At 37.8% G+C, this 23,249-nt stretch carries 20 protein-coding genes and 3 pseudogenes; 18 read left to right on the top strand and 5 right to left on the bottom strand.

Annotated features, from left to right (window positions below; genetic code table 11):
- Nucleotides 1-50: 50 nt before the first annotated feature.
- Together P4S71_RS19750 and P4S71_RS19745 are read right to left on the bottom strand one after the other, a co-directional pair.
- A complete protein-coding gene (locus tag P4S71_RS19750; RefSeq protein ID WP_337151356.1) occupies nucleotides 51-1,031 on the bottom strand; it encodes a 2-hydroxyacid dehydrogenase in 981 nt (326 codons plus the stop codon).
- A gap of 83 nt (nucleotides 1,032-1,114) precedes the next feature.
- Nucleotides 1,115-1,675 (bottom strand): glutathione peroxidase, encoded by a 561-nt coding sequence (locus P4S71_RS19745; protein WP_337151355.1) that lies wholly within the window; start codon nucleotides 1,673-1,675, stop codon nucleotides 1,115-1,117.
- A 121-nt stretch (nucleotides 1,676-1,796) separates the two neighbouring features.
- Here P4S71_RS19745 and P4S71_RS19740 point away from each other — a divergent pair, with 121 nt between their 5' ends.
- Complete coding sequence (locus tag P4S71_RS19740; RefSeq protein WP_033028744.1) at nucleotides 1,797-2,678, top strand: NAD(P)-dependent oxidoreductase; 882 nt, start codon at nucleotides 1,797-1,799, stop codon at nucleotides 2,676-2,678.
- A 379-nt stretch (nucleotides 2,679-3,057) separates the two neighbouring features.
- Here the strand turns inward: P4S71_RS19740 and sbcB are convergent.
- Nucleotides 3,058-4,501, bottom strand: a pseudogene (gene sbcB / locus P4S71_RS19735) (exodeoxyribonuclease I).
- A gap of 259 nt (nucleotides 4,502-4,760) precedes the next feature.
- On the opposite strand from sbcB, the gene P4S71_RS19730 reads away from it, so the two are divergent.
- The 6 genes from P4S71_RS19730 (at nucleotide 4,761) to P4S71_RS19705 (ending at nucleotide 10,370) form a co-directional block, all read left to right on the top strand.
- A complete protein-coding gene (locus P4S71_RS19730) occupies nucleotides 4,761-4,970 on the top strand; it encodes a hypothetical protein (protein WP_337151354.1) in 210 nt (69 codons plus the stop codon).
- Nucleotides 4,971-4,984: 14 nt separating this feature from the next.
- A complete protein-coding gene (locus P4S71_RS19725; RefSeq protein ID WP_337151353.1) occupies nucleotides 4,985-6,604 on the top strand; it encodes a hypothetical protein in 1,620 nt (539 codons plus the stop codon).
- A gap of 71 nt (nucleotides 6,605-6,675) precedes the next feature.
- Nucleotides 6,676-7,488, top strand: a complete 813-nt coding sequence (locus tag P4S71_RS19720; protein ID WP_337151352.1) for an alpha/beta fold hydrolase — start codon at nucleotides 6,676-6,678, stop codon at nucleotides 7,486-7,488.
- A 188-nt stretch (nucleotides 7,489-7,676) separates the two neighbouring features.
- Nucleotides 7,677-8,084 carry a hypothetical protein gene (locus tag P4S71_RS19715; RefSeq protein ID WP_096792882.1) on the top strand — a complete coding sequence of 136 codons (408 nt, stop codon included), beginning with the start codon at nucleotides 7,677-7,679 and terminating at the stop codon, nucleotides 8,082-8,084.
- Nucleotides 8,085-8,243: 159 nt separating this feature from the next.
- Nucleotides 8,244-9,494: a cation:proton antiporter gene (locus tag P4S71_RS19710; protein WP_337151351.1), complete on the top strand. Its 1,251-nt coding sequence runs from the start codon at nucleotides 8,244-8,246 to the stop codon at nucleotides 9,492-9,494.
- Nucleotides 9,495-9,962: 468 nt separating this feature from the next.
- Nucleotides 9,963-10,370 (top strand): hypothetical protein, encoded by a 408-nt coding sequence (locus tag P4S71_RS19705; RefSeq protein ID WP_337151350.1) that lies wholly within the window; start codon nucleotides 9,963-9,965, stop codon nucleotides 10,368-10,370.
- 382 nt (nucleotides 10,371-10,752) lie between these two features.
- On the opposite strand, the gene P4S71_RS19700 is transcribed toward P4S71_RS19705, so the two are convergent.
- Nucleotides 10,753-11,352 carry a hypothetical protein gene (locus P4S71_RS19700; RefSeq protein ID WP_149604853.1) on the bottom strand — a complete coding sequence of 200 codons (600 nt, stop codon included), beginning with the start codon at nucleotides 11,350-11,352 and terminating at the stop codon, nucleotides 10,753-10,755.
- 146 nt (nucleotides 11,353-11,498) lie between these two features.
- Between P4S71_RS19700 and P4S71_RS19695 the strand changes: the two are divergent.
- The 11 genes and pseudogenes from P4S71_RS19695 to P4S71_RS19645 form a co-directional block, all read left to right on the top strand.
- Nucleotides 11,499-11,879 (top strand): annotated as a pseudogene (locus P4S71_RS19695) (alpha/beta fold hydrolase); the annotation flags it as partial.
- Nucleotides 11,880-12,227: 348 nt separating this feature from the next.
- The gene (locus tag P4S71_RS19690; protein WP_337151349.1) at nucleotides 12,228-12,632 is read left to right on the top strand and encodes a hypothetical protein; all 405 of its coding nucleotides are present in this window, start codon (nucleotides 12,228-12,230) and stop codon (nucleotides 12,630-12,632) included.
- Between the two features lie 761 nt (nucleotides 12,633-13,393).
- Entirely contained in the window at nucleotides 13,394-14,866 is a 1,473-nt protein-coding gene (locus P4S71_RS19685) for a hypothetical protein (protein ID WP_337151656.1), read from the top strand.
- A 355-nt stretch (nucleotides 14,867-15,221) separates the two neighbouring features.
- Nucleotides 15,222-17,351, top strand: a complete 2,130-nt coding sequence (locus tag P4S71_RS19680; protein WP_096792887.1) for a ferritin-like domain-containing protein — start codon at nucleotides 15,222-15,224, stop codon at nucleotides 17,349-17,351.
- A gap of 110 nt (nucleotides 17,352-17,461) precedes the next feature.
- Nucleotides 17,462-18,367: an MNIO family bufferin maturase gene (gene bufB / locus P4S71_RS19675; RefSeq protein ID WP_337151348.1), complete on the top strand. Its 906-nt coding sequence runs from the start codon at nucleotides 17,462-17,464 to the stop codon at nucleotides 18,365-18,367.
- A gap of 23 nt (nucleotides 18,368-18,390) precedes the next feature.
- Nucleotides 18,391-18,837, top strand: coding sequence for an HvfC/BufC N-terminal domain-containing protein (locus tag P4S71_RS19670; protein WP_337151347.1), 447 nt, complete (start codon nucleotides 18,391-18,393; stop codon nucleotides 18,835-18,837).
- Between the two features lie 162 nt (nucleotides 18,838-18,999).
- The gene (locus P4S71_RS19665) at nucleotides 19,000-19,239 is read left to right on the top strand and encodes a hypothetical protein (RefSeq protein ID WP_337120226.1); all 240 of its coding nucleotides are present in this window, start codon (nucleotides 19,000-19,002) and stop codon (nucleotides 19,237-19,239) included.
- A gap of 185 nt (nucleotides 19,240-19,424) precedes the next feature.
- Nucleotides 19,425-19,763 carry a hypothetical protein gene (locus P4S71_RS19660; RefSeq protein WP_007375493.1) on the top strand — a complete coding sequence of 113 codons (339 nt, stop codon included), beginning with the start codon at nucleotides 19,425-19,427 and terminating at the stop codon, nucleotides 19,761-19,763.
- Nucleotides 19,756-21,096: an SPFH domain-containing protein gene (locus tag P4S71_RS19655; protein WP_182755567.1), complete on the top strand. Its 1,341-nt coding sequence runs from the start codon at nucleotides 19,756-19,758 to the stop codon at nucleotides 21,094-21,096. Before P4S71_RS19660 ends, P4S71_RS19655 begins: the two co-directional genes overlap by 8 nt.
- Nucleotides 21,097-21,248: 152 nt before the next feature.
- Nucleotides 21,249-21,515, top strand: coding sequence for a YrhK family protein (locus P4S71_RS19650; protein WP_007375491.1), 267 nt, complete (start codon nucleotides 21,249-21,251; stop codon nucleotides 21,513-21,515).
- 77 nt (nucleotides 21,516-21,592) lie between these two features.
- Nucleotides 21,593-22,107, top strand: a pseudogene (locus P4S71_RS19645) (M23 family metallopeptidase).
- Between the two features lie 110 nt (nucleotides 22,108-22,217).
- Here the strand turns inward: P4S71_RS19645 and P4S71_RS19640 are convergent.
- Nucleotides 22,218-23,165, bottom strand: a complete 948-nt coding sequence (locus tag P4S71_RS19640) for a sodium-dependent bicarbonate transport family permease (protein WP_337151346.1) — start codon at nucleotides 23,163-23,165, stop codon at nucleotides 22,218-22,220.
- Nucleotides 23,166-23,249 lie beyond the last annotated feature (84 nt).

Here is a 23,249-nt window from a genome sequence, read left to right as displayed (position 1 = left end):
TCACCTTATTCGCTTTTTTTGTACCGGATATTTAGGTAAAGCCTAGGTCTTTATAATACCTCATTAGTTAAAGGTTTACCTTCATTTACTTCAAGCGCGTTAAGTAGGGTTGTGTTTGCTATCTCGGTGAGTGCCTCTTGGGTAAAAAAGCCCTGATGGCCTGTTACTAAAACATTTTTAAAGCTCACTAAGCGCGAGAATATATCGTCTTGGTTTATTTCGTCACTGTGGTTTTTAAAAAATAGCTCCGACTCTTGCTCGTAAACGTCGAGCCCCAAGTAGCCTAATTTTTTAGTTTTAAGTGCGTTTATACACGCTTTGCTGTTAAGCAGTGCACCGCGAGAGGTGTTAATAAGCATTACACCGGTTTTCATTTTACTAAATGCCTCGTCATCTATTAAATGATGAGTTTGCTCCGTTAAAGGGCAATGTAAAGAAATCACATCGCTTTGGCTAAGTAAGGTGTCTATATCGGTAATTGTATAATTGCCAGGTTGTGCGTAGGGGTCGCACACTAATACTTTAGCGCCAAAGCCATTTAAAATGTTGCACAGCGCAAGGCCAATTTTACCGCAACCTACAATACCCACGGTTTTATTGTTCAAGTTAAAACCAAGCAATCCGTTTAAATCAAAATTGTCTTCGCGTACGCGGTTATACGCTTTATGGGTTTTACGGCTAAGCGTTAGCATAAGTGCAATACAATGCTCGGCTACGGCCTCAGGGCTGTAAGCAGGAACACGTAATACTTTAATTTCATGTGCTTTTGCTGCAGGTAAATCAACGTTATTAAATCCTGCACAACGTAGCAAAATAGTATTTATGCCTTGGCTTGCCAGTTGTTCAATAACCGTGGCGTTTACGGTGTCGTTAACAAATACGCATATGGCATCAAACCCGTTTGCTAAAATAGCCGTTTGTTCGCTCAGAGCTTGCTCAAAATACGTTATTTTTATAGCAAGGTGATCGCGTGTACTTTGTTCGAAAAAAGGCAGTTCGTACTTTTGAGTACTAAAAAAAGCAATGTTCATTGTAATAGCTCCGACGCTTAATAAGTATCAATACAATAAACTACTTTATAAAAACGTGCCTAATTAGTTCTCCTGTTACTAATTTAAGCTTTAAGCGAAGTAAATATAGGTGCTTTTGGCGATATTCTTTTATCACTTTTTGCTGTGTTTACCTTTGCTGCTTGCAGTAGGTTGCTTTCTATTACTTGTTTAAGTGTTTCGGGCTTAGTGCGCGGCGCATAGCGAGCAACCTGCTGACCTTGCGAGTTAATTAAAAATTTAGTGAAGTTCCACTTAATAGCACGATTTTGTGAAATACCCCGAGTATGTGATTTCAAATAATTAAACAGCGGGTGAGTTTCTGGCCCATTTACCATTACTTTACCAAATATCTCAAACGACACATTAAACTGGGCTTGGTAAAAGTCTCTAATGGCTAAATTATCAAGTGGCTCATTTTGACCAAACTGATTACACGGAAATGCCAATATTGTAAATCCGCTACTTTTATATTCTTGATATAGCTTTTCAAGCGCACTTAATTGCACCGAAAAATTACATTTACTCGCTGTATTAACAATCAGTATGGTTTTTCCCTGTAGCTTACTAAGAGGAAAGTTTTCGCTGTTGTAAAGTGGTGCATTAAATTGATAAATACTATCCATAGGTTACCTACTTACATTTCCGATTAAGGAAATTTTATAAAGATTTTCATTCGCTTTTTTACCAGTCGATTGACATAATCGAAGCCTAGTTTCTAAGTTATCAGTTAAATAGGTCATTTTTATGTCAATGAAAGTCGCATTTATAGGTTTAGGCGTAATGGGTTACCCAATGGCGGGGCATTTAGCAAAAGCAGGGCACAGCGTATGCGTTTATAACCGCACTCAAGCTAAAGCACAAGCGTGGACTGCAGAACATTCAGGAAGCTTTGCACCAACTCCGCGCGAAGCTGCCAGCAATGCTGACATCGTATTTATGTGTGTTGGTAACGATGACGATTTACGCTCAGTAGTGTATGGCGAAGACGGCGTGTTAGCGGGCATGTTGCCACACACTGTTTTGGTTGATCACACCACAACCTCAGCGGAAGTAGCACGCGAAGTGGCTGCTAAAGCGGCTCTGCAAAATATCGACTTTATAGATGCGCCAGTATCGGGCGGACAAGCTGGCGCCGAAAACGGCGTATTAACGGTTATGGCAGGTGGCAGTGAAGCCGTATTTGCTAAAGTGCAGCCAGTTATGGCGGCGTTCAGCCGTTTTAGCCAATTACTAGGCGGCGTTGGCTCGGGTCAACTTTGTAAAATGGTTAATCAAATTTGTATTGCGGGCGCAGTACAAGGGTTAGCCGAAGGCTTACATTTTGCCAAACAAGCAGGACTCGATGGTGAAAAAGTTATAGAAACCATTTCTAAAGGTGCAGCCGGTTCGTGGCAAATGGAAAACCGCTACAAAACAATGTGGGCGGGTGAATACGAGTTTGGTTTTGCCGTCGATTGGATGCGCAAAGATTTAGGCATTGCACTTGATGAAGCTAAAAACAACGGCGCTACTTTACCAATGACCGCAACGGTCGATCAATATTACGCCGACGTACAAGCACTTGGTGGCGGTAGATACGACACCTCAAGCTTACTAGCACGTATTGAAGCGCTGCATAAAAAGTAACGCTGTATACGCAAAGCTTGCTTGCGTATAAAAACGTAGTTTTTAAAAAGGTAAAGGTATTAAAAGCTACGCTTTTCACGTGAGCAAGCTCGACGTCTACCGCCAAAGTGTAGCTGTGAGTTTTACTTGTAGACGCAAAGCTTGCTTGCGTATAAAAACGGAGTTTTTAAAAAGGTAAAGGTATTAAAAGCTACGCTTTTCACGTGAGCAAGCTCAACGTCTACCGCCAAAGTGCAGCGGTGAGTTTTACTTGTAGACGCGAAGCTTGCTTGCGTATAAAAACACAGTTTTTAAAATGACAAAGATATTAAAAGCTGCGCCTTTCACGTGAGCAAGCTCTACGTCTACACTCAAAGTGTAGATATGCGTCTACACCGAATTACATGCTTTGAGCGTAGTTATATAGCGCCTTTAAAATTGTAAGATTTTTTCGCTGTCGTCATGTTCATGCGCTAGGTTTTCAAGGGTGATCATAAAATCTTGCGCGTTAATCGACGGTTGATCTTCCCCGTGCATTAGCTTGTTTTGGCAATACTGGCGCCATTGATCAAGTTCTTGCTGGTTTAGCGTTTCAGGCCAGTTACGGGCGCGGTATCTAAACAACAACGTATTAAACTTTTTATCTTCAAAGTCTAACTTCAACCCAGCTAATTCATCTGGTTTTGCATCACGAATAATCGCAAACTTAGCTTTATCGGCATGGCTTGTAAAACCATCGTAAAGTAAGTAGTCAACGTTAGTAGTTGCGCTGTAATCGCCTTGTTCGTTAAACACTTCGGTTACTTTATCGCGAAGGTCGGTATTGGCTTTTAAAATAGCTAAGTTAGCTAAGCATTGCTCGCGGTCAATCCCAAGACGGCCGGCGTTTTCAGGCAATAATGTTTTAGCTGGGGCTAAAATAGGGCACTTGTTTAAATGCACTAGTTTTAAGCCAACAGGTAAATCGTCTTCGGCTAAATCTACACGTTTGGTGTATAAACGTTTGCGTAACTCTTCTACGTTTAAATCAATGAGTACTTGCGGGTTTTGGGTTAAATCAAAACAAATAACCGCGTTTTTATTTACCGGATGAAAGCTCATTGGTGCAACCCAGCTTGTACAGCCTTGTGTTGCAGGTATGCGCGACGTGGTATGCACCAGCGGCGTCATGTTAAATACATCAACCAATTCAGCGAGCGCTTTTTTGCCACGCAAACCAAAAAAGAAGTTATATAGCTTTGGCTGTTTTTCTTTTATTAGCTTAGCCAATGCAATAGTGGCGGTTACGTCGCTTAGCGCATCGTGCGCTGCAGCGTGTTCAATACCATTAGCTACCGTTAAATGTTCTAGCTTAAAGCTTGGGCTACCGTCTTCTTTTAACGGCCATTCAATGCCTTCAGGGCGCAGCGCGTAACAAGCGCGTACTAAATCAATAATATCCCAGCGACTATTATTATTTTTGTATTCACGCTCGTATGGGTCGTAAAAGTTACGGTAAAAGCTATAACGGCTTACTTCGTCATCAAACCGAATACTGTTATAACCGGCAACACAGGTGTTTGGCACGCTAAATTCGGCATGAATTTTTGCTATAAACTCAGCTTCAACTAAGCCTTTTTTCATCGCCACTTGTGGCGTAATACCCGTAATTAAACACGCCTCAGGGTGAGGCAAGTAATCCGCTTGCGGCTTACAATATTCAATAAGCGGTTCGCCAATAATATTTAAATCAAGATCGGTACGAACACCCGCAAATTGGCTCGGCTTATCCTTTTGAGGGCTTGCCCCCAAGTCTCGTAGTCGTGCCAATAGATTGTTGCTTGATTTTGCTCTTGATATGCCATGCTGAAAACCCTGAGTAGTTAACTTTAAAGCGCCTAAATACGTGCCAAGTTACTAAAATAATGAATTATTTAGATTATGGCATATGGGCGAGGGAGTTTATAGGTTTGTCTGATAAATGAGGTGTTAGTTAGATATTTTGAATTTTGAGGGCTAGAGCTTACCTATACTTAATTAAGTAATTCAAAAGTGGGCTTTATTGCTGCAAATAAAATTAACTGTTACATTTGTAACTAAATTATATGAAAGGACTCTGTAAAAATGAAACTCAATCAAGTTTTATCAATTGTTAACCAAGTCGAAAAATCTAAATTTATTTCATGTCTCGACCGCCTTTGTTCTGATGCTGCTAAGAATAATAAAAAACTAGCTAAAACAATAGACAATATTGACGGTCAAATTAAAAATGCGTCTGGTAGCGAAATTACCCAATTATTCCATACCGTCAGAGATTTTTTAAATGCTCTGTAAAAGATCAAATATTAATGAGTACAGCACAACTCAACTTGCTAGTTAATATTTTGAGCCGTGACGGGAATGGAGTTGCTCGAATTAGCTGGATTGAATCGCTTTATGAGAAAGAGTGGGCTGAGTTATCAAGGCTCTCAAAAGAGCTTAAAGATTATATCCAACAAAATTCAGCTGAAAGTATTTTAGAAAGAAATCGCGCCTTGAAAATTTATCATGCGTGCATGAAAGAAGCATACTTTAATGATGAAAAGAATAATCGCGATGCTAAAGTAACTGACGATGAGCGCAGCATTCTGAATGTGCTTGCAGATGAGTTGAATTTAACAACAGATGAATGCGCTGCTGTAGAGCATTTAGTCGATGTTATTCCTAAAAATGGAGTGCTGGATGCTTTAAATAGCCTGAGGGATATGGGGTTATTGTTTATAAGTAAAAAACGCCAAGAAGTGTTCATTCCAGATGAAATAGTAACTTTACTTAATGAAATTCAAGGGAAAGATTTAGCCGATAAATATATATTAAGAATCCTCAGAACTCTTACTGACGCTGAGCTTTCAAATGCACTTAAAGCGCATGGTCGTAAAATAAGAGGCGTAAGCCGAACTGATAAGATTCAAACAATTATTCATTCAGGACTTAGCGCAGCTAGATTACTATCAGATGATATCCACAGTCTTGAAGATAATCAAAATCAACGTAAAGAGCGCTTAAAACAGTTAATTCAAGACTTAGAAATTGACACTGAAAAACTTGGCACTACTTTAGATGAGCGTATTAGTTTAATACTATCATCGCTATCAGGTGCAACAGAAAAGGAGTTTGATTCCCTCAGCGCTAGTGGATTTAAGCAGCTTCTAAAAACATTAGAAGAACATTTTCCAACAATGCAAGTAGTGCTTAAAGAAGCATTTGAGCTTGAAGCTAATGAAATAATAGATACTGAAAAATTACGTGCCTTGAGTATCACACCTCATGATATTTTATATTTACTTTCAAATGATGAAGTAAGAGAAGTTCGAGATAGTATGGGGCTATCTAAACGTGGTAATGCGCGTTTTGCTATTTTAGAAAGCTTTGCTAATGCGACCGATAAACTAATTGAAAATTACGACGCATTAGCGCGTCGTGATATCAATACTCTTAGGGAAGTTGGTGCAGATGTAACAGAAGCTGATATTGGTGTTAAGTTTGAAGAAGTCACAAAAGCAATTTTTGAACTACTAGAGCTAAATATCGACGAAGACCTTCGTAAAGATTTAAATACTGCTAAAGATAAAGCAGATATCGTAATTTCACTAAGTGATAACGACATAATTATAGGTGAAGCAAAAACCTGTAAAAATGGAGATTTCGCCAAATATTCAACAACGTCGCGGCAAGTAAAAGCCTATGTAACTCGCGCAGAAAACCAGGGTAAACGAGTTGCACAAGTGTTGATAATCGCGCCCAGCTTTTCAGATGATTTTATTGAGTCCGCCGAAATGGATACTGAAGTAAATATCTCATTGCTAGAAGCGCATGGTCTTAAGTTAATACTTGATGCTTACAAATCTAAACGTAACCCAAGTTTCGCTCCTAAGTTACTTACTAAAGGTGGTTTGCTGAAAGCAGAGTTAATAGCCAAGAATATCTAAGGCAGATACTAAAGGCATGTACTAACTTAAAAAATCAGTTAATTTAATAAAAGAAAGATCTACCTAATACAATGAAATTAAAGTTAAAAATAACATTACTCTACTCACTTTTCATATCTACTAGCGCTTTAGCTGGACTGGCTAAAGTTCAATTAAATGGCTTTGACGTTGAATACGAGCTAGCTGGTAAAGGTAAACATACTATTTTACTTGAGGCGGGCGGCTCTGCTGGTTTAAGTGATTGGGAACCGGTTTTTGAATCCCTAATTCAACACGCTAGAGTTATACGGTATTCTCGTATTGGTAATGGCGGCTCTGCACAAATAAAGAAAAATTATAGCTCTGAGGAATATGCAGCTGAGGCTTTGTTACTTCTTCAAGTACTAAAAATAAAAGAGCCTGTTGTGTATGTTGCGCACTCTTATGGTGCTTATATTGCGCGTGTATTTGCTGCAACATACCCTAATCAGGTTAAAGCGTTGATGTTGATTGAGCCTGGATCAGAACACGATGTAGATATTATGCGCGGGATTGATTTGTCACGCGCTGAAAAAGAAATTGCAGCAATAAAGCTCGACGATATGAAAAATGGAATGTCGAATCAGTATTTAGATTTTTGGGCAAAACGCCCGCTACCAGATTATCCACAAATTGCTGATATACCAGTAACTGTTATAGCCTCAGTTAAAAAATATAAAAGTCCATCGGTATTATTTTTTACCGACAAAGCACGTGAAATGTGGGGCGACTTACATTCAAAGTGGGCTAATGCCTTTCCTCGAGGTGAAATAGTAATAACGAATAAGAGCTATCACTACCCGCAAAATGATGAGCCAGAAATGGTTGTAGCCCAAGTAGTGAAGTTGCTTGAACGCACTCAATAAGTTTAAGTTTCGTTGGTTGTTTTTATAAATATCAATTTTCATAAATTAGTAATTTGGCATTAGACTAAAGTCTATAGGTTAGATTTATTCACTTATTAGGTTTGTTTTAATCGTTTGTCGGTTTTGTGTTAATTCTCTAAAGTTTAGTTGTCGGCAACAAGTACGGCTTAACCAACAGGACTACGACCATGAAACTTACTCTTATCAAAACTATCGCTCTTAGCTCACTACTTACATGTTCAGCTGCTGCAATGGCTGAGCAAAGTGATTACAAATTAATGGTTATTGAAACTGCAACAGCGCCACAGCCACTTGAGCAATCATTTAATAGCTGTGCACTGAATGTTAAGTCAAAAAATTATGCAGAAGCTGAAACAATTTGTACACAAGCAATCGCGCTTTTAAAAGACGCAGATGGCCCTAAATTTAAAGTACGCCAACTTACATCGTTTGCATTAAGCAATCGTGGTGTTGCACGTTTAAAAGCGAACAACGACACTGCTGCACTTGCTGATTTATATGAAGCATCAAAATTATCTAACAGCACAATGGTATCGCACAACTTATCTCGCGCTAAAGAAGATCTTTCATTATAAGATTTATTAATAAAGTGCTTACTAAAGCATGATATAAAATAGCGACAGTACAAAAAAGCCATGTTAGGTTTACTCCTAACATGGCTTTTTTGCGTTTTAACAACACAAGTTTACGGACTTACTAAATAATAACTAATTTAATATTACGGATTAATAAAAATGGAACTTACAAGCAGCTTAACCATATTTGAAATTGGCGCGATATTTTTATCAATTACCGCGTTACTCACCTATGTAAACCATCGCTTTATTGGCTTGCCAACAACCATTGGCGTTATGGTTATTTCGATGCTTTTGTCTATCGGCGCTATATTTTTGGGCTTTTTAGGGTTTGATGATCTTATAGATTACGAAGTGAGCTTGCTCGATCAGTTAGATTTTACTGAAGTTTTGCTCGATGGCATGCTCTCTATGCTGCTGTTTGCTGGGGCGCTGCACGTAAATGTTAGCGATTTAAGGCGCTATAAATTGCCAATAGGCATTTTAGCCTGTGTGGGTACGTTGCTATCAACGGTTATTATTGCTGGCGCGCTTTATTTAGTACTTCCTTTGTTTGGTTTTGATTTAGCGTTTATTTGGTGTTTACTGTTTGGTGCATTAATTTCGCCAACCGATCCTATTGCGGTAATGGGAATTTTACAATCTGCGGGTGCGCCTAAAAGTATTGAAACCGTGATTGCGGGTGAATCGTTATTTAACGATGGTATTGGCGTGGTTATTTTTGTGCTTTTATTGGGTGTTTTATCAAGTGGTGATATTCCTACAACCTATTATGTAGCGCACACGCTGGCGGTTGAAGCGGGTGGCGGTATTGTTTTTGGTTTGGTATTAGGTGGTATTTTATATTACTTACTCAAAAGTATTGATAGTTATCAAGAAGAAGTACTACTTACTTTAGCGGGCGTTATTGGTGGCTATGCACTGGCAAGCCATTGGCATTTGTCGGGCCCACTTGCAATGGTAATGATGGGGTTAATGGTGGGTAATCATGGTCGTAGTATGGCTATGAGCGACAAAACACGCCATTACGTTGATTTATTTTGGGAGCTGATTGACGAAATTTTAAATGCCATTTTATTTGTACTCATAGGGCTTGAAGTCGTCATGATTGCATTTTCGAGTAATTTATTTATTGCTGGTGGCTTAACAATTTTAATCGCCTTACTCGCACGTTTAATCGTTGTGGGTATAATAACCACTACATTTAATAAGCAATTAGAGTTGCCATCTGGCGCATGGAAAGTTTTAACCTGGGGTGGCTTGCGTGGTGGTATTTCTGTTGCATTGGTATTGCAATTACCTGATGGGAACGAGCGCGATATTTTATTAGCTCTCACTTATGCGGTTGTGGTATTTTCTATTTTAATTCAGGGTTTGAGTATTGGTAAAGTAGCCAAAACTATCCGTTAAATATAATTTTTTAAAAGCGTGTGAAATAGCTGTATTTCACACGCTTTTTATTTCCTCTTATAAAAACAAAAAAGGGAAGTGTGTGTTTCAAAACAGTTAATTCATTAATGATGAAAAGTTACTAGAGTCGAAATTATAAATACATGACTTAGTATTGTATGTGATTAAATGTATAAATTTTTTGATTGTTATTCAATTACGCTAAGGCAAGATGCTTAAAATAAAACGGACCAAATAAAAGCATAAATAATTATATACGTTCTAAAATGCAAGATAGCTATTTCAGACACAAGGGTTGGTGCGTAAGCTACTTAAATATATAGAAAAATGCTAACCGTATTAGACTAAGGTCTATAGGTTAATTTTCTTCACTTATTAGGTTTGTTTTAATCGTTTGTCGTTTTTGTGGTAATTCACTAAAGTTCAGTTGTCGGCAACAAGCACGGCTTAACCAACAGGACTACGACCATGAAACTTACACTTATCAAAACTATCGCTCTTAGCTCACTACTTACATGTTCAGCTGCTGCAGTAGCTGATGCAAGTGATTACAAATTAATGGTTATTGAAACTGCGACAGCGCCACAGCCACTTGAGCAATCATTTAACAACTGTGCACTGAATGTTAAGTCAAAAAATTATGCGCAAGCTGAAGCAATTTGTACTAAAGCAATCGCGCTTTTAAAAGACGCAGATGGCCCTAGATTTAAAGTTCGCCAACTTACGTCATTCGCATTAAGCAACCGTGGTGTTGCACGTTTAAAAGCGAATAATGACACTGCTGCACTTGCTGATTTATATGAAGCATCAAAATTATCTAACAGCACAATGGTATCGCACAACTTAACTCGTGCTAAAGAAGAATTATCTCTATAAGGTCTTTTTATAAAGTGCTTATTAAAAGCATGATATAGATAGCGAGAGTAAAAAAGCCCATAATAGGTTAGCGCCTAATATGGGCTTTTTTGTGTTTTTTGGTTTATCGTACGAGATTGAATGATGCCTAAGTTAGAGTGGTTATATAATGAATGTGCTAGATAAATCAGATTATACAGAAGATTGCTGGTTTATAAGATAGGATAAACTATATTCACGAAGGTAGAAAATAATGAGAAGCCCCACAAAACCCGTGATGATTTATGAACAGTGGGTACAATTTTTTGAAACCATATTGGAAAATATTAAAATTACGTAAAGCCTGACTTAAGCTCAGGCTTTACGTGTCAGTAATGACCAGAGAAAACGTTAAAGACAATAATTAAAAATTACCTTCACATAAGATGAGTTGGCCTCCGCGAGAGCATGTTTGCATCATAGGCGGGTAAACTGTAGTTGATGTTTCTGTTACATTGCCATCGTTATCAGTTACTTTTAATTTAACTTCAGAGGCTGATGTAATATCAACATGACTTTTGGTTGTACTTTGGCCATTTACCCATTTCTCTACTTTTTGAACCTCGCCATCTCTATCGCTAAATGTAAATTGAGCAACTATAACCCCTGCAGCATAGTATGTGGTATCTGTTCTGCTATCGTAACTTTCTTCTACATAATGTCGGTTGATACTTGCTTTTGGAGTATATTGACAGGATTCATTTGATATTGTTTCGTATGCAGAATTAGGCAAGTTACTACTACAACGGTAGTTTTTCCATGAACCATTATCATATTTGTCCTGAATTATTGTATACCATTGGCTATAACTTTTAGAAACATATTCACTCAAAAAATGACCATCAAATGTACTACAACTTGCTAATCCGTAATAGTATTCTAATTGATTTGTTGTTGTTTCACATTTTACTTTTTTATCACCAGCAGCAGATGCCAAAAATGGCAATGCGAACAATAAAGACATAGTTGTTGAAGTTAAAAATTTCATAGTTACGTACCTGTATAGAAAACAAGCCTTTATGTTATCGAATTGTTTATTTTTTGTAAAGTGGGTGGCGCATTAATTTGAGGCTAAATTTTTAACTATATTAAATCGATTTTTGCATATAAGAGCACGATGTAGTTATTATCCGCTCGATTGATTTGTCACGCGCTGAAAAAGAAATTGCAGCAATAAAGCTCGACGATATGAAAAATGGAATGTCGAATCAGTATTTAGATTTTTGGGCAAAACGCCCGCTACCAGATTATCCACAAATTGCTGATATACCAGTAACTGTTATAGCCTCAGTTAAAAAATATAAAAGTCCATCGGTATTATTTTTTACCGACAAAGCACGTGAAATGTGGGGCGACTTACATTCAAAGTGGGCTAATGCCTTTCCTCGAGGTGAAATAGTAATAACGAATAAGAGCTATCACTACCCGCAAAATGACGAGCCAGAAATGGTTGTAGCCCAAATAGTTAAGTTACTAGAACGCACTCAATAAGTTTAAGTTTCGTTGGTTGTTTTTATAAATATCAATTGTCGTAAATTAGTAATTTGGCATTAGACTAAAGTCTATAAGTTAGTTTTATTCACTTATTAGGTTTGTTTTAATCGTTTGTCGGTTTTGTGTTAATTCACTAAAGTTCAGTTGTCGGCAACAAGCACGGCTAACTAATACCAATTTTATTAAAACATGACCATTTTAGCGAATTAAATAACTCACTAACTGCGTTAAAAATTACTTATATAGAACGACTATATTTCATAATTTTTGCCTTGTTATTAAGCTATTTACCTGACGCTAAAAAAGCTCACTAATTTAAACAATTGGCATAACAGGAATATAATCATGAAAACACTTATCAAAACTATCGCTCTTAGCTCACTATTAACATGTTCAGCTGCTGCAGTAGCTGATGCAAGTGATTACAAATTAATGGTTATTGAAACTGCAACAGCGCCACAGCCACTTGAGCAATCATTTAACAGCTGTGCACTGAATGTTAAGTCAAAAAATTATGCGCAAGCTGAAACAATTTGTACACAAGCAATCGCGCTTTTAAAAGACGCAGATGGCCCTAAATTTAAAGTACGTCAACTTACGTCATTCGCATTAAGCAATCGTGGTGTTGCACGTTTAAAAGCGAACAACGACACTGCTGCACTTGCTGATTTATACGAAGCATCAAAATTATCTAACAGCACAATGGTATCGCACAACTTATCTCGTGCTAAAGAAGAGCTTGCTCTTTAATAATAACTTTATAGCCATTGATGGGCTGTTACGTTTTCGAGAATAACAAAACCCCACGTTAGGTAGTACTTAATGTGGGGTTTTGCATTTAAAACACATTCGTTTACAAAAACCACCTACTATGCAAACCTCTAACTTTAGGTACATATAGCCTGAATTAGAAAGTAACAGCTCCTTCTAGTTGTGCTTAATTAATCTGAACTCTGGATAGTAAATCTATCTCGAGCAGCTATTTTCAGCGCTAACTGCGTTGAATTTACTTGCAATAGGCCAGCTATTGAAGCGTAAATTCGTCTTGTTTCCACTGAGAATTTCTGGCTAGAGAAAAAGCTTAAATATCATTATAATTCAATTCCTTAGTGAATATATTAACCAGGGTTTAGGTTAATTAACAAATATAAGTGCTTAAATTAACATTCCATGTAATGATATAGGTACAGGGCATGTTAACTTGTTGCCATCCCCCCATAAAAACTCAATAAATTTCTGTTGTTTAAATTTATACCAATCTGCATAAATCTTTGAGCTACATTGCACTATAACGTCGTTAAAAATTTTTTATTTAGAACAACTAGATAAAAATTTTTTGCCTCGTTCTAGCGTGATTTTCTTAACGTTAAATAGATCTCATATATAAGCAGATTGGTATTACTTATTTTTTATAAAAATAATTCATTTAATTTATAACAATATGATTTTTAATAATAATTAAAGTACAAAAAAGGAAGTCTTTGTATGTTTTTTAAAAAAGTCAGTTAGCTATTTCATTAGCGTTTACGCTAGGCCTTGTTGGATGTGGCGGCGATGATAAAGCGAGCGTTGCAGAGCCCGTTGCAGAGTCTGTAGTAGTCAATGCAGACCCCGTGAAGGTAGACCCAGTAGAAGTTAACACCATCTCTCTTACTGGAAAGGTTATTGATGGCTATGTATCTGGTGCAATAGTATGGCTAGATATTGATGGCGATGGTATTTTTGACGAGCAAACAGAACCTTCTGTAGTCTCTGAAGAATCGGGTAATTATAGTTTTAATTTTACAGAAGAGCAGGCGCTGTGTGTGCCGTATTCAACTATGTATGTAGATGTACCTGTTGGCGCAATTGACGAGGATTTAGGAGAGGTGACACAAGCGTATCAAATGTCATTTCCGCCCTCAATTGAGGCTTTGACTGATGAAGATATTCGAAATATATCCCCTTTAACAACCGTTATTTGGGAGCAGTTGAGCCTTCAATTACAAAAAAGTGGTAACAATAATTTAAGTTGTGATGCACTTAAGGAAAATATTGAGCTACTTGCAAGCCTTCAAAGCGAAATAACAAATGTAATGCAAAACTTGGTTGCGCATTATAATTTGTCGACGGAACAAATTTACTCAGATTTTATCGCTACTAACGACAGCGACGCTTACGACAGAGCACAAGCAATTGTTAAGGGGTTAAAAGCGGCCTATAAATTCAAGCAAGAGCTAGATGCTCAGTTTCCTGATGCAGAAGAAGTAAGAGCAGTGATTTACCAAGACACAGCAAAAGATGCAGAGTATGGGTTTGAAAATGCATGGTACCGCGACAAAGTTATTTTTGCGGGCACTGAGTTTTTTCATGAGCAAGTAAAGCTTAAAAATACAGACGAACTCGATAAAATTGATTTTATTTTAACTCAACTTCAATCAATAGATACGCCTTGGGGCGAAGAGTCGTTAAATGGAAAATTAAGAGTTAGAGATGATGTATACATTAACGTCGATCGTACTTACCGATGCTCTAGTATTGAGAACGTTAGTTTTGAGAAAAGTAATGTGCGTTACAGCGTTGATAATACAAGCCCGTCGGTTAACTTCCCAACAGCGGATGAATGCGTTAGTTCTAATTTAGATACACCGTTCGAGCGAGGTTTTAGCATTAGCTATACTGAGTCGGGATCGTTTTACCAAACTGACTTTGCCTTTAGAGAGGAAAATGCCGACTTTCAAACATTATCTGATTGGGTAAATGTTAAAGACAAAGCTGCTGATTTAGACACTCAAGATTTAGTTACTGTACTCGCTGCTATGCCCTATAAGTTTGATGACGAAACATCTATTGATGCTAGCTTTTGGCGTAAATACAAAACCACAGACAACGTACGTATTATTAAAACAATTGAAGGGCAATGGTTTAGAGAGACTCGTCGAGAAGATGGAACAACGCTGTATGAATGCGGTGAAAACGGTGTTGATTGGGGGCCATGCGAATAGTTTCTCCTTAAAGTATGAATGTTAATTATTTATGCTAATTAACCTGAACTCTGGATAATAAATCTATCTCAAGCGGCTATTTTCAGCGCTTTGGATAAAACGACAAAATGTTCAACATTAAAAACCACGTTAGGTTAATACCTACCGTGGTTTTTTGCTTTTAACTAAAGGTCTTTATAAATCATTTGGTTATGTGGTTTTAATCTCAGCTGTAACGCATGTAATATTGGTGTAATAGTAAGATTTTATCCCGTACGCTAAAGTATTTTAGAAGGAACATATTTAAAAATACTTAAATGATCCGTGTTTAAGTTTTTAAGGTGTTCGGGGTATTAATATCTAGGAGAAAACTACAATGCAGCAAGAAGCAATAACTAAACTTAAAAACCGTAACATTAGTCACCTCAAAGCCGATTTAGCGTGCGTAAAAGCAATAGCTCAAGCTGCTATAAATGTTGAGCTTTTCACTATTCCGATTTATATGGTATCGCTTTATTCTATAAAGGGAATGCATCAAATTAACAGTGCCGGAAGTAAACTTTACACTGGGCGCTGGTGGCCAGGCTCTGGTGCAACGGCCGCAACTAAGGAAAAACCACTAACAACCAATGAAAATGTGTTTAATAAGGTATACAGCGTTTTTATTGAAGAGATGTTGCATCTACAGTTAGCTTCTAATATGGCTAGCACGATAGGTGTCACGCCTATTTTTACAAGTAAAGCATTACAAAGCGACGATTATGGTTGGCATTGTTATAAAGCAAATTCAACATTAATACCGCATATCTTAGATTTTACAGACTGGAAGGGCAAAGATCCTGATTTAAGTAAGTTAACAGTAGAGCTGAGGGCAATGAATGAGGCGCAGGTCGATCTTTTTTTAGCGATTGAAGAAAAAGCTGAGCGTGGACATGAGATGTTATTTAACCCTCCAGTAAAGCGGAAAAACGGCGATGTGGGAACGAAGTATTTTGAATCAGCGCCATTTAATTGGTTTACACCGAGTATGGGAGAAACTGATTTACCATTATTTGGCTCTATTGGTCATATGTACTTGTGTTATTGGGATTACTTAGAGATTACTTATTCCGATGGTAGTCATTTACTATCGCACTTAATTTCACCTGCAAAAGACAATGGCTTACAGCGAGATCAATTTAATAATACCCCACCGAGAGAAGCTAAGCAGTATCCAGGTATTAAAACTGAAATAGAATGTACAACTCAAGATTTGAATAACGTAAAACTACAGCTCATCAATAATATTAATGCTATTACTGACCAAGGTGAAGGTGATGATGTGGTTAAAACGATTATAGAGCGTTGGGTAACCGAGCCTTGGGCGGTTTCGTTTGAGAAAGCTCAAACAAAAAAAGCGGGTATGCTCAGTAGCGTGCAATCTAAGTTTCAGCCGAGTAAAGAGGGCTTAATTAAAGATTACCCAGGGTATGATGATCAAGGTAATCCTACAGCGGCTGCATCAGGCTCTGCTCAAGCGCGCTTTGATAATGGGGGGAAAGATCATTTTGAACTATTCGACGAAGTTAAAAGCTTAATAGCTAAAGATGATTATATTACCTGGGATGTATGGCATGAAAATAACCCAGATAAACCTTGGAATGATGCAATGCTAGGTATTGATGGTGCACCTCACCTACCTAAAACATCCGATATTGCAGCGGCTTTAAATCGATTAGGTTCACCAGCAGAAATAGATAATACGTTTACTATTTTTAGCTCTTCTGCTGTTGGTACCATTAAAGGAATTACAACATCACTGAACAAATATTGGGCTGATCCTAAGTCACAATTTCCTTCGCCTGCGATGGGTGGCTCTGGAGATCGTGTTTCTATTTGTTGGGCTGTTACGGGCCGTTGTCCTGATCTAGTTACAGGCATTGAAAATCAAACAAAACAACAGTTGTATCATGCGTGTCAAGGTATGGCGATAGATGAAAGTAGTGGTGATGATAAGAATGTGTGTGCTGATAAATTGGCGTATCACAGCTGTAAAGGGTCGAACGAGTGTAAGACACAAGGTGGTTGTGGCTTTGTGCAAAGCGCAACGGGTGGCGGTAATTGCGGTAGTTCTGCGGCAGCAGGATTAAAAAGCGCGCCAGCAGATAATTTATGTGGCAGTTTGGGAGGTTGCGCTGTGCCTATTTCAGCATCACAACTTTACCCTGCACAAAGTGATGCTAATTATGAAATGCAGTTATATAAATTTGGTGAAGCCCCACACTTTCATGCACAAGAAATACAATGGCCAGAATTAGTTGCAAGAGATATGTTACCTCCTACTGTTGTTGAAAAAAACTCTATGCCTTATCACCAAGGTGAAGCTGTTTACGATGTTGCATGGCGCAGCTACTGTGCTGCAAAAGGTTTGGTGAAAGTGCAAGGTAGTGGCCATAATAAATCCATTCATATTCCTTCATCGCCGGCACCATCTGATATTCGTTTGGTATTACCGCCTTCAACTTAAGCGATTTTTTCAATAGCAAAATTAGTGTAATCAATTCAGTGCACCATTACACAGCTATAAACCGTAAGGCTCCTTTATGGGGGCTTTACTCATTTATAAGGACCAACATTTTGACGAAAAATATGCTTAATTTAGAGCCATTGGGATTTGGGGTTGGATTAAGAACACAGCATTTCCCTTATCTCATGAATGAAAAAGACTGGGGGATTGATTGGTTTGAAATAATTAGTGAAAATTTTATTGATAATTATGGCTATGCTCGTCACGTATTAGAAGAAGTCCGTGCAAAAAAACCGATTGTAATGCACGGTGTGTCAATGAACATTGGCAGTACAGATCCCTTAAATCAGGTATACCTTGAAAAGCTAAAAAAACTTGCTCATGAAATCGAACCTGAATGGATTTCAGATCACCTTTGTTGGACAGGTACAATGGGTGTTAATAGTCACGATCTTTTACCTATGCCACTAACTAAGGAAAGTTTTCAGCATGTGGTTTCAAGAATTCATTATGTGCAAGATTTGTTACAACGCCCATTAATACTTGAAAACCCTTCTAGTTACTTAGAATTTCAACAAAATACTTTTACTGAATGGGACTTTTTATCAGAACTAGTTAATCAAACTGGCTGCGGACTGTTGCTAGATGTAAATAATGTTTATGTGTCATCTTATAATCATGGTTATGACCCTGAAACATTTATTAAAAATCTCCCTCATGATCACATTGTGCAGATACACCTAGCAGGATCCACATTAATGGGGGACTGCCTTATTGATACGCATGACAGACCCGTGCCTGAAAAAGTGTGGTATTTATATCGACTGGCTCAGTCACTTGCTGGCGGTAATATTGCTACTTTATTAGAATGGGATGCCAATATACCTGACTTTCCTACGTTAGTGACTGAATTGAATAAAGCGCGTTCAGTTCTTAGAGGTGTCATGCCAAGCACAGATAATATTTTTAGTACAATGAATGACACAATAGCACTCTCTACTCCAATAGTCCGTTAAATAACATATGGTTAGATTAAAGTATGAATGAAGTAACGCTGAAGAAAACACAAGAATGGATGATGACGATGTTAGTTGTACGTGGCGATCTTAGAGAAAAAGTGATGCAAGCTTCCGCACATACTGATTTATCTTGGGAGTTATTAACCGAAGGTAAAGAAAGATCAACATTTTTTCGCCGCTTAAACATATATGCTGCAGGGTATGTTATGCGCTTAGTTGAATGCTTAAAATCTGAATATCCAACTCTTGAGAGCTTTATGGGGGAAACAGTTTTTGCAGATTTTGCAAAAGCATACATTGTTACTCTTCCCTCGGAAAAGCCAAGCATGTATGACTTAGGTGCTGGATTTTCACTGTTTCTTCAAAGTACTCGCCCAGAAGGTAATTATAGCTCTGAGGAGGAAGCCTTTTTTCTTTGCCGGCTGAAATTTCTCGTGTTGAGCGAGCGCAGGCGGAGGTATCATTAGCTAAAGGATTTGAAGGAGAGCAAGATGAACTCGCTGTATTAGATTTTTTCGATACTACAACAAAAGCTTACTGTAAAAACACCTCCTTGTTTACGTTTAGTTGAATTAGCTTACCCAATTATACCATTGATGGAAAAGCTCCAATTACATGATGGATATGATATGCCTGTAGCAAAATTAAATTTTGTCGCTTTGTCTCGTATTAATTATAAATTAAGTACATTAGCGCTTGAATCTTGGCAGTTTGAATTTTTAAAAGTGTGTGAGCAAGAGCCTCTTTTATCAAATTGTATTGAAATTACGTCAAAAGTCACTGGTTTAGATAAAGGTGATTTATTAGCGCGTTTATTGTTCTGGCTGCCCAACGCTACTGTGCATGGATTACTTAAAGTAACTTATTAATATAATCAAAAATATCACTTTATTCCGGCTTTTAAATTACAGCTTAAACTCTATTTTATTTATTAAACACTTTTTAATCTGTTTTTTACCTAGCATTACTGTAAAATTATCGGCTTAACATTTGTATAGCAATGTTTACAATTGTTATTGCTCGTTAAGTATTTAAACTAATTTAAGTAGAGCTTATGATTTTTTACATTATAGGGTTAAGTTTACTTGTTATTATTTTATGCGTTGCGCTTTATGTAATTTACAGCAATATAAATAAAAGTCGAGTAAGAAAATCCAAGGAATACAACGTACTGTTTGATAAAGACACGATAGTGGATGATTTAATCACTCAACTAACAGAAAAAAATCAAACACAAGAAAACCAAGATAAAACAGCTAAAGGTAAAGAAGAAATCCTTGCAACATTTGTTGAGTTACATCGCTCTGGTAGCTTTTGCGCACATTTGAGTGAACAGGAAATTATTTACTTTGTTAAAAAGAAATTAAACATGGAGAGTAATAAAAATGGATAGCGAAAAAGCAGTCCCAGCAGTAAAAAGTGACTCATTTATGAGTCGATTTGGTCGTCGTAATGTAATTATAGTGTCATCAATTGTTGTTGTACTAGCGGTAATTGCAACGCTTACATCGCAAGTTGTTTCGTGGAATGAAGCTGATGAGCGTTTAGTACATCAATCGGCTTTTACAGGTAACTTAACCGTAATAAATCAAGCAGGCCCATACTTAAAAGCGTTTGGTAGTACATCAGCTTATAAAAAAGTAATTTCGATTAATTTTACGGGCGATGCCGGTGCAACAGCAAGCGCAATTGTGCCGTTAATACCAATTCGATTTTTAGATACCACAACGGGCGGCGCACGCGGTGTATCGCGTTTTAGGTTACCAGGTAATGTACCAGCAGCTGAGTCGGGTGCTCTACGTGGTTTACTTAAAATCCACGAAGAGTTTGGTTCACAAGAAACATTAATATCTAATTTATTGATGCGTGCAACTACAGAAAACGTAAAAGCATCGGCGCGTATGATGTCGGTAGAGCAACACTACTCTGGTGGTAATGGTCAATTAAGCCAAGATTTTGCTGATCAATTAACTAACGGTATTTTTGTTACCGAACAAATTATTAGTACGGGTGAGCGTGATAAATCTGATGATTTAGGTAATTTAAGTAAACAGCAGCGTGTCACTATTAATATTAAAATGGACGATGAAGGTAATTCGCTACGCAACGCTCCTATTTTAGGCGCATATGGTATTACAGTCGTTGATGCCAGCATTATTGATATTGATTATGAGAGCAAAGTAAATGCTCGCCTTGAAGCCCAAAAGCAAGCAGCTGCTGATGAAGCACTAGCGCGTCAAAACCTTAAAAAAGCTGAGCAACAAGCACGTACTGAAGTGGCTTTAGGTGAACAAGCAATTGCTAAGCAACGTGCTGAATCTGAAAAGCTAAAAATTAAAGAGCAAATTGATGCTGAACGAATTAAGGCAAATGCCATTATTTCTGCGCAGCAACGAGTGGCTGTAAAAGCGGAGCTTGCAAAAGAGCAAGAAGAGATTTTAAAGCAACAACGTTTAGAAGCATTAGGTATGGATGTTTTAGCTGAGGCTCGTTTAAGAGCTAAGTCTGCTGCACTTGATCCAAAGTATGTATTTGATGAAACGCTAAAAGCAGAGGTTAAAATTCAAACTGCTTTATTTACAAGCTTAGGTAATAGCCGTTTAGTGCCTGAAATTGTAATAGGCGCAGGCCAAGGTGAGCAAAGCAATGGATCTGAGTTTATGCGCTTATTAGCCGCCGATGCAGCATTGAGTCTTAAAAAGCGTTTAGAAAAAGAGAAAAAATAAACGATTAGTTAAGTATTGCACAAACAATAAAAACGTTGGCTGATTTGCATTGGCCAGCGTTTTTTATTGCGTAAATTTTGTTATTGTATGGCGCGGCTTAGCTTGTGAAAACAAGCTTTTTAAATTATGAAATAAAAGAGTGAGCAGTACTTATGGATTCCAGTAATCAATTTATTTTAGATTTAGGGCAAGAGCATATTACCATTCAGCGACGATATGAAGCGCTGGGAGCGTTTAACGATTTTTTGATTGCTGTGTGGTTTTTAATTGGCAGTTTTTTCTTTTTAAATGACTCACTAATAGAAAGTGGCACATGGCTGTTTATAGCGGGCAGTGCTCAATTACTTATCAAACCTGTTTTGAAGTTGATCAGCTTAGTACATGTTAGTCGGGTGTTTCATTCAAATAAAACACCATAAATATGACTCATGATGAGTTCAGTTAATATAACTAATAATTTACCTGTATAAGTTATTTAAATATCAAGGATAGAGCATTGAAAGCACTTAAGTGGATTGCAATTGGAATAGCTACTTTATTAATTATAGGCTTGCTAATTCCCGAAAAAATAATGATTCCGGTACAAGGTGCCACAAGTAAAGATTGGAACCATAACACGTTTTGGTACGAGCCTTGGGGTAGGTCGGGTGTGCACAAAGGAATTGATATTTTTGGCACAAAAAATACCCCCGTAGTTGCCTCAACAAGCGGTGTTGTTATATTTGCAGGTGAGCTAACCCGAGGTGGTAAAGCGGTTGCAGTACTTGGGCCTAAATGGCGTATACATTATTTTGCGCATTTAAATGACTACTCGGTAAGTACAGGTGATGTGGTAAGCATAAACAGTCAAATTGGTTTACTGGGCGATACTGGAAATGCCGCAGGGAAACAGCCTCATGTGCATTATTCTATTTTATCGTTAGTGCCCATGCCGTGGCTTTTTACAACGCAAAATCAAGGGTGGAAAAAGATGTTTTTTTGAGCCCACATAAAAAATTAACGATTAAGTGACCATTGTATTTACTATAAAATGACCTTTTAAATTTAGCTGTTAATCCCGTATAAAATGGGCTTAACAGCTTCAAAGTAATAAATTTTAATTGTTAATACTGATTTTTCGTTTACTGCATTGCTACTGCGAGCTGGTGGTATAAACCAATACCAACAATCACATTAAACGGAAAAGTTACACCGAGAGAGCTCAGCATAGCAAGACCAATATCGGCTTTAGGAATTGCCGCTTTTATTGAAGCGGGCGCGGCTATGTAAGAGGCGCTGGCTACTAAGCTGCCCAATATAACTACCGAGCCTAATTTTAAATTTAAAAGTGTGCCGACTGCTGTGCCAATTGTGCCTAAAAATAGCGGGGTCACAATAGCAAATACCGCTAGTTTCCAATGTTTCCAAGGGATAGGGCGTAGAGTTTGCGCGGCTACTAAACCCATTTCTAGTAAAAATAATGCAAGTACAACTTTAAAGCTACTGGTTAAAAGACTCGTTACTTGGCTGCCTTGCGCCGTGCCGTACATCATACCTATAACGACACCACCAACGAGCAAAATTACGCTTTTGTTCGTGAGAGTTTCGTGCCAAAGCGCTTTTAACGACAGCTCATTATTTTGGCCGTTTTCTTTATCAAGCTTTCGGTAAAGCAATAAACCAACAATGATTGCTGGGAGTTCTAGCATCACTAAATAAAGGGTTACTTCTGCGCCTACTACTAATTTAGCCGACTCGGCATAGGCGAGCGCAACAGCAAATGTACCAGCACTCACTGAGCCGTAATGTGCGGCAATGCTGGCGCTATTAGCAACAGAGAGTTTAATAACGTATTTTAAAATAGGGTAAAGCATAAGGGGTATAAGTGCACCAAGGAGCATAACCGATCCCATTTCGGGCAGTAGCTGCCAGCTTAAGTTACCGTGCAGCACCATACCGCCTTTTAAGCCAATAGTTAACATGAGCAATAAGCTTAGTGTGTCGTAGGTGGCTTTTGGAATGGCCAAATCAGAGCGTAAAATACCCGCTACTAATCCTAAAATAAAAAACATAACAACAATATCTGGCACTGGCTTTCCTTACTAGGTGGTAAATTAAGTAGCGCTATTGTAGATAAAACTTTGTATAGTAAATAATAAAATAAATACGAGTTA

The sequence above is a fragment of the Pseudoalteromonas sp. B62 genome (genome assembly GCF_037162565.1).
GTDB lineage: Bacteria > Pseudomonadota > Gammaproteobacteria > Enterobacterales > Alteromonadaceae > Pseudoalteromonas > Pseudoalteromonas fuliginea.
The sequence above is the reverse complement of the archived record's forward strand: the minus strand, read 5'-3'. Positions and strand labels throughout refer to the sequence as shown.

Excerpts from the sequence above, each read along its gene's own strand:
- P4S71_RS19750 (WP_337151356.1), bottom strand. The coding sequence starts at position 1,031 with ATGAACATTGCTTTTTTTAGTACTCAAAAGTACGAACTGCCTTTTTTC.
- P4S71_RS19745 (WP_337151355.1), bottom strand. The coding sequence starts at position 1,675 with ATGGATAGTATTTATCAATTTAATGCACCACTTTACAACAGCGAAAAC.
- P4S71_RS19740 (WP_033028744.1), top strand. The coding sequence starts at position 1,797 with ATGTCAATGAAAGTCGCATTTATAGGTTTAGGCGTAATGGGTTACCCA.
- P4S71_RS19730 (WP_337151354.1), top strand. The coding sequence starts at position 4,761 with ATGAAACTCAATCAAGTTTTATCAATTGTTAACCAAGTCGAAAAATCT.
- P4S71_RS19725 (WP_337151353.1), top strand. The coding sequence starts at position 4,985 with ATGAGTACAGCACAACTCAACTTGCTAGTTAATATTTTGAGCCGTGAC.
- P4S71_RS19720 (WP_337151352.1), top strand. The coding sequence starts at position 6,676 with ATGAAATTAAAGTTAAAAATAACATTACTCTACTCACTTTTCATATCT.
- P4S71_RS19715 (WP_096792882.1), top strand. The coding sequence starts at position 7,677 with ATGAAACTTACTCTTATCAAAACTATCGCTCTTAGCTCACTACTTACA.
- P4S71_RS19710 (WP_337151351.1), top strand. The coding sequence starts at position 8,244 with ATGGAACTTACAAGCAGCTTAACCATATTTGAAATTGGCGCGATATTT.
- P4S71_RS19705 (WP_337151350.1), top strand. The coding sequence starts at position 9,963 with ATGAAACTTACACTTATCAAAACTATCGCTCTTAGCTCACTACTTACA.
- P4S71_RS19700 (WP_149604853.1), bottom strand. The coding sequence starts at position 11,352 with ATGTCTTTATTGTTCGCATTGCCATTTTTGGCATCTGCTGCTGGTGAT.
- P4S71_RS19690 (WP_337151349.1), top strand. The coding sequence starts at position 12,228 with ATGAAAACACTTATCAAAACTATCGCTCTTAGCTCACTATTAACATGT.
- P4S71_RS19680 (WP_096792887.1), top strand. The coding sequence starts at position 15,222 with ATGCAGCAAGAAGCAATAACTAAACTTAAAAACCGTAACATTAGTCAC.
- P4S71_RS19670 (WP_337151347.1), top strand. The coding sequence starts at position 18,391 with ATGAATGAAGTAACGCTGAAGAAAACACAAGAATGGATGATGACGATG.
- P4S71_RS19665 (WP_337120226.1), top strand. The coding sequence starts at position 19,000 with ATGCCTGTAGCAAAATTAAATTTTGTCGCTTTGTCTCGTATTAATTAT.
- P4S71_RS19660 (WP_007375493.1), top strand. The coding sequence starts at position 19,425 with ATGATTTTTTACATTATAGGGTTAAGTTTACTTGTTATTATTTTATGC.
- P4S71_RS19655 (WP_182755567.1), top strand. The coding sequence starts at position 19,756 with ATGGATAGCGAAAAAGCAGTCCCAGCAGTAAAAAGTGACTCATTTATG.
- P4S71_RS19650 (WP_007375491.1), top strand. The coding sequence starts at position 21,249 with ATGGATTCCAGTAATCAATTTATTTTAGATTTAGGGCAAGAGCATATT.